The organism is Serratia symbiotica (Periphyllus acericola), assembly GCF_964019515.1.
Classification (GTDB): Bacteria; Pseudomonadota; Gammaproteobacteria; order Enterobacterales; family Enterobacteriaceae; genus Serratia; species Serratia symbiotica_D.
This window is the reverse complement of record NZ_OZ026452.1, coordinates 1,183,331-1,200,950: the sequence shown is the minus strand read 5'-3', so window position 1 is coordinate 1,200,950 and position 17,620 is coordinate 1,183,331. Positions and strand designations below refer to the sequence as shown.

12 protein-coding genes and 5 pseudogenes are annotated in these 17,620 nt (G+C 51.4%); 4 read left to right on the top strand and 13 right to left on the bottom strand.

What is annotated here, in order from left to right:
• Positions 1-66: 66 nt before the first annotated feature.
• The 7 genes and pseudogenes from gpsA to rlmKL form a co-directional block, all read right to left on the bottom strand.
• Positions 67-1,086 carry an NAD(P)H-dependent glycerol-3-phosphate dehydrogenase gene (gpsA, locus tag AACL06_RS06545; protein WP_339036540.1) on the bottom strand — a complete coding sequence of 340 codons (1,020 nt, stop codon included), beginning with the start codon at positions 1,084-1,086 and terminating at the stop codon, positions 67-69.
• Positions 1,086-1,556: a protein-export chaperone SecB gene (secB, locus tag AACL06_RS06540; protein ID WP_339036539.1), complete on the bottom strand. Its 471-nt coding sequence runs from the start codon at positions 1,554-1,556 to the stop codon at positions 1,086-1,088. Before secB ends, gpsA begins: the two co-directional genes overlap by 1 nt.
• A 59-nt stretch (positions 1,557-1,615) precedes the next feature.
• A pseudogene (locus AACL06_RS06535) lies at positions 1,616-1,846 on the bottom strand (glutaredoxin domain-containing protein).
• A gap of 28 nt (positions 1,847-1,874) precedes the next feature.
• On the bottom strand, positions 1,875-2,309 hold the full coding sequence (locus tag AACL06_RS06530; RefSeq protein ID WP_339036538.1) for a rhodanese-like domain-containing protein: 435 nt from the start codon (positions 2,307-2,309) through the stop codon (positions 1,875-1,877).
• A 73-nt stretch (positions 2,310-2,382) separates the two neighbouring features.
• A pseudogene (locus AACL06_RS06525) lies at positions 2,383-3,092 on the bottom strand (paraquat-inducible protein A); the annotation flags it as partial.
• A 141-nt stretch (positions 3,093-3,233) separates the two neighbouring features.
• Positions 3,234-5,138: an ABC transporter ATP-binding protein gene (locus AACL06_RS06520; protein WP_339036536.1), complete on the bottom strand. Its 1,905-nt coding sequence runs from the start codon at positions 5,136-5,138 to the stop codon at positions 3,234-3,236.
• Positions 5,139-5,143: 5 nt separating this feature from the next.
• On the bottom strand, positions 5,144-7,264 hold the full coding sequence (rlmKL, locus tag AACL06_RS06515) for a bifunctional 23S rRNA (guanine(2069)-N(7))-methyltransferase RlmK/23S rRNA (guanine(2445)-N(2))-methyltransferase RlmL (protein ID WP_339036535.1): 2,121 nt from the start codon (positions 7,262-7,264) through the stop codon (positions 5,144-5,146).
• A gap of 179 nt (positions 7,265-7,443) precedes the next feature.
• Here rlmKL and AACL06_RS06510 point away from each other — a divergent pair.
• Positions 7,444-8,385 (top strand): annotated as a pseudogene (locus AACL06_RS06510) (IS5 family transposase).
• A gap of 23 nt (positions 8,386-8,408) precedes the next feature.
• Here AACL06_RS06510 and AACL06_RS10615 read toward each other — a convergent pair.
• The 4 genes from AACL06_RS10615 to lpcA form a co-directional block, all read right to left on the bottom strand.
• Positions 8,409-8,501, bottom strand: coding sequence for a hypothetical protein (locus AACL06_RS10615; RefSeq protein ID WP_425336938.1), 93 nt, complete (start codon positions 8,499-8,501; stop codon positions 8,409-8,411).
• A 186-nt stretch (positions 8,502-8,687) separates the two neighbouring features.
• A complete protein-coding gene (locus AACL06_RS06500) occupies positions 8,688-8,852 on the bottom strand; it encodes a hypothetical protein (RefSeq protein ID WP_339036533.1) in 165 nt (54 codons plus the stop codon).
• A 320-nt stretch (positions 8,853-9,172) separates the two neighbouring features.
• Positions 9,173-9,946: a class II glutamine amidotransferase gene (locus tag AACL06_RS06490; protein WP_339036532.1), complete on the bottom strand. Its 774-nt coding sequence runs from the start codon at positions 9,944-9,946 to the stop codon at positions 9,173-9,175.
• 84 nt (positions 9,947-10,030) lie between these two features.
• Positions 10,031-10,612 (bottom strand): D-sedoheptulose 7-phosphate isomerase, encoded by a 582-nt coding sequence (gene lpcA / locus AACL06_RS06485; protein ID WP_339036531.1) that lies wholly within the window; start codon positions 10,610-10,612, stop codon positions 10,031-10,033.
• Between the two features lie 286 nt (positions 10,613-10,898).
• Here lpcA and AACL06_RS06480 point away from each other — a divergent pair.
• The 3 genes and pseudogenes from AACL06_RS06480 to topA all read left to right on the top strand — a co-directional run.
• A pseudogene (locus AACL06_RS06480) lies at positions 10,899-11,375 on the top strand (IS5 family transposase); the annotation flags it as partial.
• A 461-nt stretch (positions 11,376-11,836) separates the two neighbouring features.
• Positions 11,837-12,883, top strand: a complete 1,047-nt coding sequence (gene sohB, locus AACL06_RS06475; protein ID WP_339036530.1) for a protease SohB — start codon at positions 11,837-11,839, stop codon at positions 12,881-12,883.
• Between the two features lie 506 nt (positions 12,884-13,389).
• Complete coding sequence (topA, locus tag AACL06_RS06470) at positions 13,390-15,987, top strand: type I DNA topoisomerase (RefSeq protein WP_339036529.1); 2,598 nt, start codon at positions 13,390-13,392, stop codon at positions 15,985-15,987.
• A 391-nt stretch (positions 15,988-16,378) separates the two neighbouring features.
• Here the strand turns inward: topA and AACL06_RS06465 are convergent.
• A pseudogene (locus AACL06_RS06465) lies at positions 16,379-17,236 on the bottom strand (IS5 family transposase); the annotation flags it as partial.
• Positions 17,169-17,318 carry a hypothetical protein gene (locus tag AACL06_RS06460; protein WP_339036528.1) on the bottom strand — a complete coding sequence of 50 codons (150 nt, stop codon included), beginning with the start codon at positions 17,316-17,318 and terminating at the stop codon, positions 17,169-17,171. The pseudogene AACL06_RS06465 and the gene AACL06_RS06460, both read right to left, overlap by 68 nt.
• Positions 17,319-17,620 lie beyond the last annotated feature (302 nt).

Genomic DNA, 17,620 nt, shown 5'->3' with positions numbered 1-17,620 from the left:
AGTGCGGTCGCGGCCCGGCTCTTAATTGACAGCACCAGTATGCTGCTCCGACATGGTTTTTTTAGGTTACGCACTACGCTTTTCGCCTTTTTTAGTACGCCCCAACAGGCTTAATGCCGCTTCGCGGGCATTTTTGTTGCAGTACAATACTTGGTAAATCTGTTCGGTGATCGGCATTTCCACACCGTGACGTTGTGCCAGTGTCAATACCTCTTTGGTATTCAGATATCCTTCGACCACTTGGCTGATGCTGTCCTGTGCTGCCTGCACACCTTTACCTTGCCCCAGCATAATCCCGAAGCGGCGGTTGCGTGATTGGTTATCAGTGCACGTTAACACCAGATCGCCCAGCCCTGCCATACCCATGAACGTCGAGGGATCGGCACCCAGCGCAGAGCCAAGGCGGCTCATTTCAGCGATGCCACGGGTGATCAAGGCAGTACGAGCGTTTGCACCAAAACCGATGCCGTCTGACATCCCTGCGCCGATGGCGATCACATTCTTCACTGCGCCACCCAACTGTACGCCGATAAAATCGGGGTTGCTGTATACGCGAAAGCTTTTGCCACAGTGCAATAACTGTTGCAGATCGTCGGCAAACTGTGTGTCAGTCGCCGCGAGCGCAATCGCCGTAGGCATCCCGGCGGCCAGCTCTTTGGCGAACGTTGGCCCGGAGATGACTGCCAGCGGGATGTCGTCACCCAGAGCTTCACGCGCCACGTCTTGCAGCAACCGACCTGTTTCCGCTTCCAACCCTTTGGTCGCCCATACGATGCGCGCATCTGGGCGCAGATGCGGTTTCAATTGGCGCAGCACATCGCCAAATACATGGCTTGGCACAACCACTAGCACATCACGGCTCATCGCCAGCGCACGCAGCAAATCGGCGTCGAGTAATAATGAATCAGGGAAGGGTACGTCGGGCAGGAAAGTCTGGTTGCAACGGTGTTGCTGCAATTTTTGAATATGCGCAGGATGATGTCCCCACAGCACCACGGGGTTGCCATTACGCGCTAGCGTAATGGCTAATGCGGTGCCGTAAGAGCCGGCACCAATTACGGCCATTGAAGCATGGATGATGTTCATCAGGCATCCTGATGGGGTGCGGCACCTTCGCCTTCCGCCTGCTGTTGCAGATAGTTCATGAACAGCGCGTCAAAATTGACTGGTGCCAGATTTATCTGCGGGAACGTGCCACGGGAAACCAGGCTAGTGATGCACTCACGTGCATACGGGAACAGAATATTTGGGCAGTATGCCCCCAGGCAATGCGCCAGTTGAGTCCCTTCGATGCCTGCTACGGAGAAGATGCCTGCCTGTTGAACTTCACACAGGAAAGCGGTTTCTTCGCCTACAGACGCAGTCACTGTTACGCGCAGTACCACTTCATACGCATCGTCAGCCAGTTGGCTGAAAGCGGTATCTAGATCAAGTTTAACTTCCGGCTGCCATTCCTGCTGGAAAACTTGCGGCGCTTTCGGCGCTTCAAAGGAGATATCTTTGGTGTAAATGCGTTGGATCTGGAAAGCCATCTCTGTGCTTTTTTGTTCTGACATGTGTGTAATACCTTTGGTTAAACGTCCTTAATTGATACTCAGAAAATGGCTACGCTCGCTTAAAGCAACGGATCAAGACCACTATGAGCATCAAGTTCATATAAATCATCGCAGCCGCCAATTGATGAAAATTTGCGGCACGGTGGTGCGCCCACTGCGCTCAATCATCACTTCAAGTTTCGCGTTATCGCCATCAATGGCTATCTCGTTAAACGTCACCCCTATTGCTGTTCAACAGCGTGATGGCAGAACGGGCAAGTTGCTTTGGTGTAGATATCGATGTCAGCCATAGATTGCTCCCTTAACTGGGTTAAACAATCATTTCCCGCGAACCAGGGGCAGGTTTTCACCGTTCCAGCCAGCAATGCCTTCTTTCAACATCACAACATTTTTAAAACCAGACTTATTAAGGTTTTCTGCAGGTTCGCGTGAAGCCGTGCCGTTAGCACAAGCCACAATGATCGGCTGCGCTTTTTGCTTTTCCAGATCGCCCAGGTTACCGCTTTTGATTTCACTGGCAGTTAAGTTGATGGCATTGGTCAGGTGACCCTTACGGAAGTCATCGCGACTGCGAGTATCGACCACAACGGCGTCTTCTTTGTTAATCAGGCGCGTAGCTTCACCACGAGAGATCTCTTTAACTTTGGAAAAACGACTGTTGAAGGTTATAACGATCACCGCAACCAGCAGAGCGATCCAAGCCAAACTCAGTATGGGATGCTTGCTAACGAATGGCATAATTTCTTGCAGCATGGGGGGTAGTAACTCCCGTCAGTTATAGGAAGAAATAAGTCAAGGTTCCAGAGTATACCTGCCGAGTGCAGCAAATACAGCCAGTGCTGTGGCAACGTGGGCAATGAGTCTGGTCGGCTGGCAGGATCGCCGTGCAGCAATGGCAAGAGCATACCCTGGTGCATGCCGGTGCGTCCTACCTTCAACGGGCGATCCAGATGCGGTGCGGGTTCTATATCCTGCCACAGCCAAAGGCGATCGATGCACTGTAAGGCGCGCACTTGCAGCTGGCAGTACAGACAATCAAGGCACAAAGCTGTTTCCGATGCCGATATCGCCGTAGGCCATCACCTTGACGAAACTGACCAGTACCCCGGCCAAGATGATTTCCACCATGCACCAGATTTTAAATTGGAATAGCATTTTAGCTATCCACTCTTTTAGCACCAGCGGCATGCACACCTTAGCGCATAGTAGAATAGTCGCCAGCATACAGAACGCCGGGATCAACTGCACAAACACCATAAACAGCGTGGCCAAGCTAGCATAATCATCCGCCACCAACACCTGTGGGATATGGATCAGTCTGATTTCGTTGCTAAAGCCAGCAACGCGCATATTGATAAACGGGAAAATATTCGCCAGCAGCAACATGAATAATGCGCTTAGGGCATAACCGATCGGCTGCTTACGAGGTTCCTCCCAGCGAGTGCTGAGTATCGTTTTACAGCGTGGGCATAGCGCTCTGGTGCCAAACGCCAACGGAGGTAGCGCCACCAGCATGTCGCATTGCGGGAACAACATAAGATTATCCTGCAGCAAGGCGGCGGGTAGCGTATGACTATGCTGCGGGTTATTTTCGTAGGAACACACCCTATTTATCCTTAATAATATTGCTTAGCACTACAGCGATATTGTTCACAGCGCGGACGGTGTTCACAATAGTTAGCCGTTTTTCATCGCTTCCAACGCTTCCCAACGGACGAAAGCCTGTTCTAGCATCTGTTCGGCGGTAGCTAGCGCCGTCAACACGCGCTGAGTTTCGCTATGCGGACGCGTGAAGAAGTCAGCGTCGCTTATTTGTGCCTGTAGTGCCTCCATTTCCGCTTCCAGTTGCTCAAGACGCTGCGGCAATTGTTCCAATTCGCGCAGCAAGTTATAACTCAACTTGGCGGCCGGTTTCTTCGGCTGTGCGATTTTCTTTTCCGCAACCGGTTTACTCTGGCTGACCACCGCCGTACAGATCGGCTTAGCCGTGGCACGTTGATGATGCGCATCGTCATAACCGCCAGCAAAAGTGTTGATCACACCGTTGCCTTCAAAGATCCAGCACTCAGTCACCGAATTATCAACGAATTGGCGATCGTGGCTGACCAGCAGCACGGTGCCTTGATAGCTATCGATCAGTTCTTCCAGTAGTTCCAGTGTTTCAACGTCCAGATCGTTGGTGGGTTCATCAAGGATCAGCAGATTGCTTGGCTTCAGAAACAGCTTAGCCAATAACAGACGGTTACGCTCACCGCCTGACAGCGCCTTCACCGGCGTCATTGCACGTTTCGGGTGGAACAGGAAGTCCTGTAGGTAACCCAGCACATGGCGGGCGCGGCCGTTGACCATGACCTCTTGCTTGCCTTCTGCCAGGTTATCCATCACTGTACGTTCGGTATCAAGATCAGCGCGGTGCTGATCAAAATAGGCCTCCTCCAGTTTGGCGCCACAGTGCACGCGGCCGCTGTTGGCCTTTAGTTGACCGAGCATCAATTTAAGTAACGTCGTTTTGCCACAGCCATTCGGCCCCACCAGTGCGATTTTGTCGCCGCGCTGCACTTGAGCGCAGAAACCGCGCACCAGGACTTTTTCCCCGATCTTATAGTTGACGTCTTCCAACTCAAACACGATTTTGCCGGAACGCACCGTCTCTTCCACCTGCATCTTGGCGGTGCCCATCACCTCTCGGCGTTGCGCACGCTCATTGCGCAGCGTTTTCAGGGCACGCACCCTGCCTTCGTTACGGGTGCGGCGCGCTTTGATCCCTTGACGGATCCAAACTTCTTCCTGTGCTAGCTTGCGATCAAATTCGGCATTCTGTAACTCCTCTACCCGTAGCGCCTCTGCTTTGCTGAGCAGATACAAATCATAGTTGCCCAGCCAGGACACCAGTTTGCCACGGTCAAGATCGACAATGCGCGTTGCCATATTGCGGATAAACGAACGATCGTGAGAGATAAAGACGATGCTGCCCTGGAACTCTTTCAGAAAGCCTTCCAGCCAGTCGATAGTTTCAATATCCAGGTGGTTGGTCGGTTCGTCGAGCAGCAGCACGCGCGGCGAGCTGACCAGCGTGCGGCCAAGCGCCGCTTTACGCAACCAGCCGCCTGAAAGTGAGGACAGTTGGGCATCACCATTTAAGCCCAACTGTCGCAACACTTCGCTGATGCGATTGTCGAGCTGCCACAGCCCCTGATGATCAAGGATTTCCATGATCTGTGCCATGCGCGCCAGGTTTTTCTCGTTTGGTTCAGTTTCCACCAGGTGGAAAATCGCGTGATATGCCTTCAGATGCTCAGCCTGCTCCGCAACACCTTCTGCCACAAAATCGAATACGCTGCCACCGATATTGCGTGGCGGATCCTGTTGCAAACGCGCCACAATCAGATCCTGCTCGTAAATCACCCGGCCATCATCCAACGGGATTTCTTTGCTGAGGATTTTCAAAAGCGTCGATTTGCCGGCACCATTGCGTCCCACCAAGCAAACGCGTTCGTGGTCTTTGATATGAATTTCGGTGTTGTCTAAAAGCGGCGCATCGCTGAAGGACAGCCAGGCATCAGACATGCTGATTAACGACATAGTGATTATTTTCCTTCTCTGACATGGGTGACCAGCCAGCAGTTATGGATCTGACGGTTACGGGCAAAGTCCTGTGACAAAGTCTGTGCAGTGATTTCTTTCGACGCCAGACCTAGCGCGCTCAGCCCCGCCACATCCATATGGAAGCCACGCTTGTTGTTCGAGAACATGATAGTACCGTTGCGGCGCAGCAACCGTTGCAAATTTTTCATTAGCTCCATATGATCGCGCTGCACATCAAAGCTTTTCTCCATGCGTTTAGAGTTGGAGAAAGTAGGCGGATCGATAAAAATCACATCAAATTGCTCACTGGCGTTGTTTAGCCAAGACAGGCAGTCTGCCTGGATCAAGCGATGTTGACGGCCAGTCAAGCCATTGGCTCGCAGGTTCTTCTCCGCCCACTCCAGATAGGTGCGCGACATATCCACCGTGGTGGTACTGCGCGCGCCGCCTAACCCAGAGTGCACGCTGGCAGTGCCGGTATAGGCGAAGAGGTTGAGGAAGTCCTTGCCCCTGCTCATCTCGCCCAGCATGCGGCGCACAATGCGGTTGTCGAGGAACAGGCCAGTATCGAGGTAATCGGTCAGGTTAACCCATAGCTTGGCGTTGAACTCTGCCACTAGCAGGAACTCGCCCTTCTGCGTCAGCTTCTCATACTGGTTTTTACCTTTTTGCCGCTCGCGGGTCTTGAGGATCAACTTGTTGGATGGCAATTCCAGCACCGCCAGCGTAGCGTTGATCACATCGAACAGGCGCTGACGCGCCTTCTGCGCATCCACGGTCTTCAGCGGCGCATACTCCTGCACCACCACGTTACTGCCGTAGCGGTCTAGCGCCACGTTGTATTCTGGCAGATCGGCATCATACAATCGGTAGCATTCGATACCCTGCTGTTTCGCCCATTTATCGAGCTTCTTCAGGTTTTTGCGCAGGCGGTTGGCGAAATCTTCCGCCACCGGCACACCGCCAGGAACTGGCGGGTTAGCCGCCAACTGATAGTTTTTCTGCACGCAGTCCAGCGGGCCGTTTTTAGCCTTGAACTGGCGCTCTGCACGTAGTTGCAGGCAGCTCAGCAACGCCGGTGAGGCGCTGAACAGCGACAGTTTCCAGCCGCCAAAGGCACTTTTCATGATGCGCCCGAGCATATTGTGCAACGCAATCAGCGCCAGCTCGCTTTCCAGACGCTCGCCATACGGCGGATTGCTGACCACGCTGCCGATCGGGCCTTCCGGCAGCGGATTAGTCAGTTTGCTGACGTCACTAACATTAAAGGTGATCAGTTCGGCAACGCCCGCACGGTGCGCATTGCTGCGTGCTATCTCGATCACCCGGCGATCGCTATCGAAGCCGAAAAAGCGTGAGGTTTTCTGCTGTAGGCCATCGCGTCCACGTTCCTGGGCTTCGCTCATCACTTCGCACCACAGATCGGTATTATGACCATACCAGGCATTAAAGCCCCAGTGTTGGCGATGCAACCCCGGCGCGCGATCGGAGGCGATCATCGCCGCTTCGATCAGCAGGGTGCCAGAACCGCACATCGGATCGAGCATCGGCGCGCCCGGCCACCAGCCAGATCGCTGCACGATAGCAGCCGCCAGATTTTCCTTTAGCGGTGCCTGACCCACCAGATTGCGGTAGCCGCGTTGGTGCAAACCTTCGCCGCTGAGATCGAGCGCCACGCTGGCTATATTATGCTGCAAGAACACATTGACGCGAATATCTGACTGCTGCTTCGCTACCGTCGGGCGCTGATTGATCTTTCTGGTAAAGCTGTCGACGATGGCGTCCTTCACCTTCAGCGCACCGTACTGGCTGTTGCGGATCTCCTCGTTGACACCGCTGAAATGCACGGAAAATGTTTTTTCTACACCAAAAATGCTCTTCCAATCAACCGCTTGCACACCTAGGTACAGATCAAGATCGCTGTGCACGCGGAACTCGTTAAGTGGCAGCAGAATGCGCGATGCCAGGCGGCTCCACAGCAGGCTTTGGTACAAAAGACGATCGTCACCCTGAAAATGTACCCCACCCTGCACCACTTTGCAGTCGTGAGCACCCAGCGCTTCCAGCTCGCTTTTTAGCAGTTCTTCCAGCCCACGCGCCGTGCTGGCAAACAGAGAGTTCATATCGTACTTATCACCAAAAAGAAAATTATTGCGTATTATAGCTAATCCAGACCGCTTGTCATAAAGTTGCTCCCTGCTATTTAATCATCGCACGTAGATAAGGGTGATCACGCTTGCTAGACTTTACGTTCATCGGGTTAAATCACTGCGGGGTTTGCAGCTTTCACAGGCGTTGTTAAATAAATCGAACTTTTGGCCGGCACGAGGAAAAGTTCAACAACACCAACTGGAAGGCTTACAACAACGCCCTTATCACTCGGGGTTCACTCACTTGCTGGGGGGATGAAACGGCACTTCACGCCTGGTACTGCGAGGCAAAACCTTCTCTGCGTGGTCGCCCACCACATTATTCCGATACGGCAATTACCAGCATATTGATGCTGAAACGGATTTTCGGCCTGACACTTCGCGCCCTCCAGGGCTTCGTCGACTCCATTGTCACACTGATCAAAGTGCCGTTGAACTGCCCGGACGACACCTGCATCAGTAAGCGGGCAAAGTCCGGCCATGTCCCGTTTAAAACCCCAACGCTGGGTGAAATTGCGCACCTCGTTATCGACTCTAGCGGGCTCAACATGTTGGGTGAAGGCGAGTGGATGGCAAAAAAACACGGTCAGGAAAAACGGCGGATCTGGCGAAAACTGCATTTGGCCGTAGATACAGCAACACATGAGGTCATCTGTGCTGACCTTTCCTTGAGCAATGTCACCGATATAGAAGCCTTCCCAGGTCTCATCCGTCAGAGGGACCGTAAAATCAAAGTCGCCTCGGCAGATCGGGCTTAGGATACGCGAGTGTGTGATGATAAGTTAAGGGGCAAGAAGCTCAAGGCGTTAATACCGCCCAGCAGCGGAGCCCGTTATTGGTCGGCAGACTATGCAGAGCGAAATCAAGCGGTGGTGAACCAGCGCGTTACCGGAGACAACACACGGTGGAAAAGTATCACAGGCTACCACCGACGTTCGATAGCGGCAACAGCGAGGTACAGAGTAAAACAGCTATTTGGTAGTCACCTGTTGCTGCGAGATTATGATGGGTAAGTTGCAGAGGCGCTGGCCATGATCTGTGTATTAAACAAGATGACGCTAGCCGGTATGCCAGAAAGTGTACGCCTTGCCTGAAAGATGCCCATTCACGGGACTCTTTATTCCAAATCCGATTTATTCAACAACGCCGTTCGCATCTGGAAATGCTGCCCAAGTTCATGCCACGGACCCCAGCTATCAGTTCGCAACATATGATTATTCACCACCCTCTCCATACCGTACTCATCGCAACTTTGCATAGGCCAGCTCCAAGCATTCATGTAACCAGAGCATCTGTCATTGTTTACTATCCCTTTAGGCGGTATGCCATCAACGAAATGAAAATGATGTTGGATACGGCTATGCGGACTGTGAATATAAGTGGAGGTCAGTCCATACTAATCTTCAGCACAGGTAACAATGTTATCCCAGGTTTCAAGCATCCCGACAGGATTACCATTCTGAATAAATGATTCAGCCTTATCCCGATGTAAGGGAATCATCATTTTGTTACTCAGCAAATCAACATAGGGGGCGGTATTCATTTCCGGGTCTGCCAGCATGCGCTGCTAGTCGCCTCCGCTATTTTTATTCAGAACGAAGCGGGGAAAAGGTCTTCCTCCCTGCAGATTGATACGGATATCGCTCGAAATTGGGGCACTATGATTCGCAATGGGCTTTGTTGAATAAATCAGATTTTGAATAAAGAGTCCCCTGATCGCCTTCTGGTGGCAGTTGAAACCTGGCTACGACTACTTCGTCAAAAACCAGCACCCTCCCCAGGATGGCTATCGCCAATGATCAATACGTGCTGAATCGCCCGCTGATGAGCAATGATACGATGGCACCACGTCAGCCATGTCCACCCCCAAACCCCCACTTCTTAACCCAGAACCAGCCGTTCACCAAAGTGAAATAACGCAAACTCACCTGGCGCGATCTTGTTCCAGGTTTCGTTGGTGGTCAGAGGCTGAGTAGCAATCACCGTAACCACATCATCAGGTGTGGTCTGCTGCTGAAAATCAATCTCAACATCTTGATCAAGCAGCGTGGCCTTGCCAAAAGGTGCGCGGCACGTGATCCAGCACAGGTTGTTGGAGCAATAAGCCATCACAAAGCGGCCATCCGACAACAGCATATTGAACACCCCTTTCTGGCGCAGTTGATCCGCCAGCTGCGCGATATAGCGGAATATCGCTGCCCAATGGCTGGGAGTACGCGGGTATTTCACAGACAACTGATGCAGTAGCCAACAGAAAGCGTACTCACTGTCAGTCTGGCCTACCGGACGGAAAGTGCCGGTTTTAAACTGGCGGTAGCCTTTGAGTTGGCCGTTATGTGCATAGGTCCAATTGCGCCCCCACAGCTCGCGGGTAAAAGGGTGGGTATTTTCCAATGCCACTTTGCTACGGTTGGCTTGGCGGATATGCGAAACCACAGCGCAGGACTGTATGGGGTAGTCCTGAACCAGGTGGGCGATCGGCGAGTTGAAACTCGGCTGTGGATCTTTAAAGGTGCGGCAACCGTTCCTTTCATAGAAGGTAATGCCCCAGCCATCCTTATGTGGCCCAGTTCGGCCACCACGCTGGAGCAATCCGGAAAAGCTAAAGCAGATATCGGTTGGGACATTTGCACTCATCGCAAGCAATTCACACATCGCCAGCACTCCTTAATCACACTGACACTACCTAGTATGGGGGCAACATGCTGCCCCCATACCCTTCTTTCTTCGCATTAGCAATTATGCCTTGATCATCTCTTTTTCGATAAGTTGAATCAAAATGTGGATCGCTTTGATATGGATCTCCTGAATGCGATCAGCATAGCCGAAGTGTGGCACGCGGATTTCCACATCGGCGGAACCCGCCATTTTGCCACCGTCTTTACCGGTCAGGGTAATCACTTTCATCCTCTTGGAGCGTGACGCTTCGATGGCTTTGATGATGTTGCCGGAGTTACCAGAAGTGGAAATACCTAGCAACACGTCGCCTTCACGACCCACCGCTTCCACATAGCGTGAAAACACATAGCCGTAGCCAAAATCGTTACTGACGCAGGACAGGTGACTGACATCGGAGACCGCAATAGCCGGATAGCCGGGGCGGTTTTCGCGGTAGCGGCCGGTCAGTTCTTCGGCGAAGTGCATCGCGTCACAATGAGAGCCGCCATTGCCGCAGGAGATCACTTTGCCGCCAGCTTTGAAGGCGTCTGCCAGCAGCACTGCCGCGCGTTGAATAGCGTCGATATTAGCATCGTCACTGATAAATTTCGCCAAAGTATCGCCTGCTTCGTTCAGTTCACTGCGAATAAGATTGTGGTACATGAAGAACCTCTTGTTATCGTCAATCTTCCGCCTTGCAGTGTACCGGATCGCGGAAAAACTGAGAAGCACTGTCAGGTAAACAGCCTGGCTTGGAGATTCATGATAGTTGCTGTAGTGCAGGAAGGCTTACAAACACATTATTGACGTTGTTGAATAAATCGAACTTTTGGCCCGCCACGAGGATCAGATCACTCTCCTTCTGTCAAAATAGCGATATTCCGTGGCCTAGCAAAAGTTCAACATCACCAACTGGAAGGCTTACAACAACGCCCTTATCACTGTCCCGTTTAAAACACCAACGCCAGGTGAAATTGCGCACCTCTTTATCGACTCTACCGGGCTCAACGTGTTGGGTGAAGGCGAGTGGAAGGTAAAAAAACACGGTCAGGAAAAACGGCGGATCTGGCGAAAACTGCATTTGGCCGTAGATACAGAAACACATGAGGTCATCTGTGCTGACCTTTCCTTGAGCAATGTCACCGATACCGCAGCCTTCCCAGGTCTCATCCGCCAGAGGTACCGTAAAATCAAAGTCGCCTCGGCGGATCGGGCTTAGGATACGCGAGTGTGTGATGATGAGTTAAGGGGCAAGAAGCTCAAGGCGTTAATACCGCCCAGCAGCGGAGCCCGTTATTGGTCGGCAGACTATGCAGAGCGAAATCAAGCAGTGGCGAACCAGCGCCTTACCCGAGACAACACACGGTGGAAAAGTATCACAGGCTACCACCGACGTTCGATAGCGGCAACAGCGAGGTACAGAGTAAATCTGTGCATTAAACAAGATGCCGCTCGCCGGTATGCCAGAAAGTGTACGCCTTGCCTGAAAGCTGCCCATTCACGGGACTCTTTATTCCAAATCCGATTTATTCAACAACGCCGCTCCGGTGACCAAAATAATGCGTTGTTTGGGCAGGTGCTTTGGTGGGGTGTAATGCACAATCGTTCCTTGCGCCTTGCTGGCTATCTCACTTGTATGGGGAAATGGGTGAATTGCGAAGCCATATCAGGTTGACAAATAATGTGTCTTATGTCTTGCATTTTCAATGAGTACGGCATTCTTTTATCACAAAGTTGCATAGTGATGATTTGGCTAAGCCTTAAATTAGTCCAGGAAAACATCCGCACCCCTGAATAAGAAATTCTTATTTAGCCGCGACAGCAGACGCCGCGATTGGCTAAAATGATCTCGATCATACTAAAAACCTGTAAATAAAGGCGGAATCTGTGGAGTTTATATCTGTTTACGGCCTCTTCTTGGCTAAAGTATCGACGGTGGTCATCGCCATTGGCGTGCTAGCATTGTTAGCAGCCAGCCTAGGGCAACGTAAGAACCGACAGAAAGGGGAACTGCAACTGACCGATCTGGGGGAGCAATATCGTGAAATGCAGCGCGCCATGCGGCTGGCGCGCATGAGTGAGGCAGAACAAAAAATTTGGAGCAAACAATTTAAGAAGCAGGCTAAAGCCGACGACAAGCTGAAAAAGCAAAACGCCAGATCCGGTGCTATCGAGGTGACCAAACCTTGCCTGTACGTGCTGGATTTTAAAGGTAGCATGGATGCTCATGAAGTCACTTCGCTGCGTGAGGAGATCTCGGCGGTGCTGGCGGTAGCCTCCACGCAAGATGAAGTTCTGCTACGGCTGGAAAGCCCTGGCGGTGTGGTGCACGGCTATGGTCTGGCGGCTTCTCAGTTGGAACGCTTGCGTAAGGGCTTGATCCGCCTGACGGTAGCAGTCGATAAGGTGGCGGCCAGTGGGGGTTATATGATGGCCTGTGTGGCTGATCGCATTGTAGCGGCCCCCTTTGCTGTAATCGGTTCAATCGGAGTGTTAGCGCAAGTCCCAAACTTCCACCGCTTGTTGAAAAAGAACGATATCGACGTTGAGCTGTATACAGCTGGGCAATTCAAACGCACGCTGACGCTGTTTGGTGAGAATACCGAACAGGGCCGCGAGAAGTTCCGATCGGATCTGAACAAGACTCATGAACTGTTCAAACAGTTCGTGCACCAGCAGCGACCTTCGTTGGATATCGGCAGCGTTTCCACTGGTGAACACTGGTTAGGCACCCAGGCAAAAGAGAAAGGACTCATCGATGCGATCGGCACCAGCGACGATCTCCTGATTGCCGAGATCGATAGCTACAAAGTGATCTCTGTACGCTATACGCGCCGCAAACGCCTGGTGGATCGCTTCACCGCTAGTGTCGCCGAGAGTGTAGATCGTCTACTACTGCGCTGGTGGCAACGCGGGGATAAAAAACTATTTTGAATGTGATTATTAAATTTACACTGGGGGCTTGCCCCTTTTTTATTTCTGAGAAAAGCCGCTGGGCTGATGTTTAAACATATTAAGAGCCTATTCCAGCAGGCGTATATTTTTGCAGTCAGTTTAGACACGGACAGCGAGCAACACCCGTAGCGTACATGGAGATGTGAGGATGGTGAGCATTGCCCAGGGCCAAGATGGCAAAGGTTAGCCTGGTGGGATAGATTCTAAATACTGCGGTTGTTTTGTCTTATGCAACCGAGCCTGGTCTAAAAGAATCTGCCGCAAGAAATTAATGCGCTTTTTATCAGGTACAGTGTGTGATTTTGCGGCATTGGGTGGAATGTTTTATTTACATGATGATTGAATTTCGTACAGCCATACGGCCAAAAAATATGTTGATCTCTTTCTTGATTGCCGCAATATAAAAAAGAGACACGATTGCTGTGGTATGGCGAGATAAAAGGCTTTCTTCTAGCTAGAAGTTATAAATTTAGGTAAAGGTAAATATGGGTAAAGCTCTTGTAATAGTTGAGTCCCCGGCAAAAGCTAAAACTATTAATAAATATTTAGGGAATGGCTATGTGGTGAAGTCCAGCGTTGGCCATATCCGTGATTTGCCCACCAGTGGCTCAGCAAGCAAAAAAAGTACTGATTTAGCTATAGATCAAGCCAAAAAGAAAGTTAAGAAAGATGAGAAGACGGCGCTGGTTAATCGTATGGGGGTCGATCCTTACCACGGCTGGAAAGCGCATTATGAAATCCTGCCGGGTAAAGAAAAAGTGGTTGCTGAGTTAAAATCGTTAGCGGAAAAAGCCGAGCATATTTATCTCGCCACCGACCTTGATCGTGAAGGTGAAGCCATTGCCTGGCACCTGCGGGAAGTGATCGGTGGGGACGACAAGCATTTTAGCCGTGTGGTGTTTAACGAAATCACCAAAAAAGCGATACAGCAGGCATTCAAACAGCCTGGCCAATTGAATATTGGCCGCGTCAATGCACAGCAGGCGCGCCGCTTTATGGATCGCGTGGTGGGCTACATGGTATCTCCACTGCTGTGGAAGAAAATCGCCCGAGGCTTGTCTGCCGGGCGGGTTCAGTCGGTAGCTGTGCGATTAGTGGTTGAACGTGAGCGCGACATCAAGGCATTCGTACCCGAAGAATACTGGGAACTGCACGCTAATCTGTTGGCGGAGAGTAACACTGCGCTACAGATGGCAGTGACACATGCCCACGATAAACCCTTCAAGCCGGTCAATCACCAGGAAACCCACGCCGCCATCAAGCTGCTGGAGCAGGCACGATATACCGTATTGGATCGTGAAGACAAACCGACCAGCAGCAAGCTGGGCGCACCGTTCATTACTTCCACCTTACAACAGGCCGCCAGCACTCGCCTGTGCTTTGGTGTGAAGAAAACCATGATGATGGCTCAGCGGTTATATGAAGCCGGGTACATTACCTATATGCGAACTGATTCCACCAACTTGAGCCAAGATGCACTCACCATGGTGCGTGGCTACATCGGTGACAATTTTGGTACTAAGTATTTGCCAAAAGAGCCGAATCAGTACAGCAGCAAGGAAAATTCACAGGAAGCACACGAGGCCATCCGTCCTTCAGACGTCAACGCGATTACCGAGCAGTTGAAAGATATGGAAGCAGACGCGCAGAAGCTGTATCAGTTGATCTGGCGTCAGTTTGTCGCCTCTCAGATGACGCCAGCGCAGTATGATTCCACCATATTGTCGGTTAAGGCGGGTGATTACCAGCTACGCGCTAAGGGTCGAACGCTGCGTTTCGATGGTTGGACTAAGGTAATGCCTGCGCTGCGCAAGGGCGATGAAGACCGTACACTGCCGTTTATTGAAGTTGGCAGCGAGTTGGATCTGCAAAAATTTATCCCAAGCCAACACTTTACCAAACCGCCAGCGCGTTACAGCGAAGCCTCATTGGTCAAAGAACTGGAAAAACGTGGCATTGGTCGTCCGTCGACCTACGCGTCGATCATTTCGACCATTCAGGATCGTGGCTATGTGCGGGTGGAGAGCAGCCGTTTCTACGCGGAGAAAATGGGCGAGATCGTGACTGACCGGTTGGCAGAGAACTTCTGTGGATTGATGAATTACGATTTTACCGCCCGCATGGAAGATGGGTTGGATCAGGTTGCCAATAATCACGCTGAGTGGAAAGTGATACTGGATAAATTTTTCGCCGATTTTAGCGAACAGTTGGAAACAGCAGAGAAAGTACCAGAAGAGGGTGGCATGCGCCCTAACCAAATGGTGATGACCAACATTGACTGCCCAACCTGTGTACGCAAAATGGGTATCCGAACCGCCAGTACCGGCGTGTTCATCGGTTGCTCCGGTTATACGCTGCCACCGAAGGAACGCTGCAAAACCACCATAAACTTAGTGCCGGAAGCAGAAGTAATCAATATTCTCGAAGGGGATGAAGCGGAAACCAATGCGTTGCGTGCCCGTGGCCGTTGCCATAAATGCGGTACAGCGATGGACAGCTACCTGATCGACAATCAACGTAAGTTGCATGTCTGTGGCAATAACCCGTCGTGTGATGGTCATGAGATCGAAGAGGGAGATTTCCGTCTGAAAAATTATGATGGCCCAGTAGTTGAGTGCGACAGGTGTGGTTCTGAAATGCACCTAAAAATGGGGCGTTTTGGTAAGTACATGGGTTGTACTAATGATAACTGCAAAAATACCCGTAAGATCCTGCGTAACGGCGACGTTGCACCACCGAAGGAGGATCCCGTTCCGTTACCGGAACTACCGTGCGAGAAATCTGACGCTTACTTCGTCCTGCGCTATGGGGCAGCTGGCATATTCCTGGCGGCTAACACCTTCCCTAAATCTCGTGAAACCCGCGCGCCGCTGGTGGAAGAACTGGTTCGCTTTAAGGATCGCCTAGCGGAGAAACTCCGTTATCTGATGGATGCGCCAGTGGCCGATAGTGCGGGTAATAAAACGCTAGTGCGTTTTAGCCGCAAGACTAAACAGCAATATGTCACTTCGGAGAAAGACGGCAAGGCGACCGGCTGGTCTGCCTTCTATGTGGACGGCAAATGGGTAGAAGGAAAAAAGTAAATTTTTAGCTTGGATCCCCCAACAAAAAAACCAGCCCATGTGGCTAATGCTGATCATTTAATGATCAACTAAACGATCCGCTGGCTGGTATAAAAAGGATGCAGTTCGCTCATGGACCTTTGCTTATGATACGCCTGACGGCCGCTGTCTTATGATTGTGCCAGTCGCGTCTAGGCGGTAAAAGTCCTCTACACACCCGGTAAGGGTGTCTATCGTGAGGGCAGACTTGGAAAGCCGAAGGCGAAGAGACTGCGCAGTGGGGTAAAGTAGCTATTATCGTCAAAGCCTGATATTTGCAAAGAACCTGAGTTATCCGAATTGAGCTACGACTTCGGCTTTGTTGAATAAATCGGATTTGGAATAAAAGAGTCCCGTGAATGGGCAGCTTGCAGGCAAGGCGTGCACTTTCAGGCATACCGGCGAGCGGCATCTTGTTTAATGCACAGATCATGGCCAGCGCCTCTGCAACTTGCCCATCATAATCTCGCAGCGATAGGTGACCACCAAATAGCTGTTTTACTCTGTACCTCGCTGTTACCGCTATCGAACGTCGGTGGTAGCCTGTGATACTTTTCCACCGTGTATTGTCTCCGGTAACGCGCTGGTTCGCCACCGCTTGATTTCGCTCTGCATAGTCTGCCGACCAATAACGGGCTCCGCTGCTGGGCGGTATTAACGCCTTGAGCTTCTTGCCCCTTAACTCATCATCACACACTCGCGTATCCTAAGCCCGATCCGCCGAGGCGACTTTGATTTTACGGTACCTCTGGCGGATAAGACCTGGGAAGGCTTCGATATCGGTGACATTGCTCAAGGAAAGGTCAGCACAGATGACCTCATGTGTTTCTGTATCTACGGCCAAATGCAGTTTTCGCCAGATCCGCCATTTTTCGTGACCGTGTTTTTTTACCTTCCACTCCCCTTAACCCAACACGTTGAGCCCGCTAGAGTCGATAACGAAGTGCGCAATTTCACCCGGCGTTGGGGTTTTAAACGGGACATGGCCGGACTTTGCCCGCTTACTGATGCAGGTGTCGTCCGGGCAGTTCAACGGCACTTTGATCAGTGTGACAATGGAGTCGACAAAGCCCTGTACGCTGGTGATTGCCATATCGGAATAATGTGGTGGGCGACCACGCAGAGAAAGTTTTGCCTCGCAGTACCAGGCGTGAAGTGCCATTTCATCCACCGAGAAAGTGAGTGAACCCCGAGTGATAAGGGCGTTGTTGTAAGCCTTCCAGTTGGTGATGTTGAACTTTTGCTGGGCCACGGAATGTCGCTATTTTGACAGAAGGAGAGTGATCTGATCCGCGTGCCGGCCAACCGGCCAAAAGTTCAATTTATTCAACAACGCCTTCTGAAGTACATACACCGCGCATCGCATGACGGCGCTTGCGCTTAGGCAAGAGTTATCTGAGGATAATCACCGAACGAAAGCGGTATAGACTCTTAACCCTCAGTAACCATAGCAAAACGTAATCTGGCTGTTTAGTCCATGCGCATCGGAAATCATTTCGATCTCACCGCACTTTTACCTGGATCATTAGCCTTGATTGGCCCCCCCTTTAGCTATTCCAAAGACACATTGTATTTTTTATAACCTATCATAGTAGGCATACATTGTTGCCGCAAG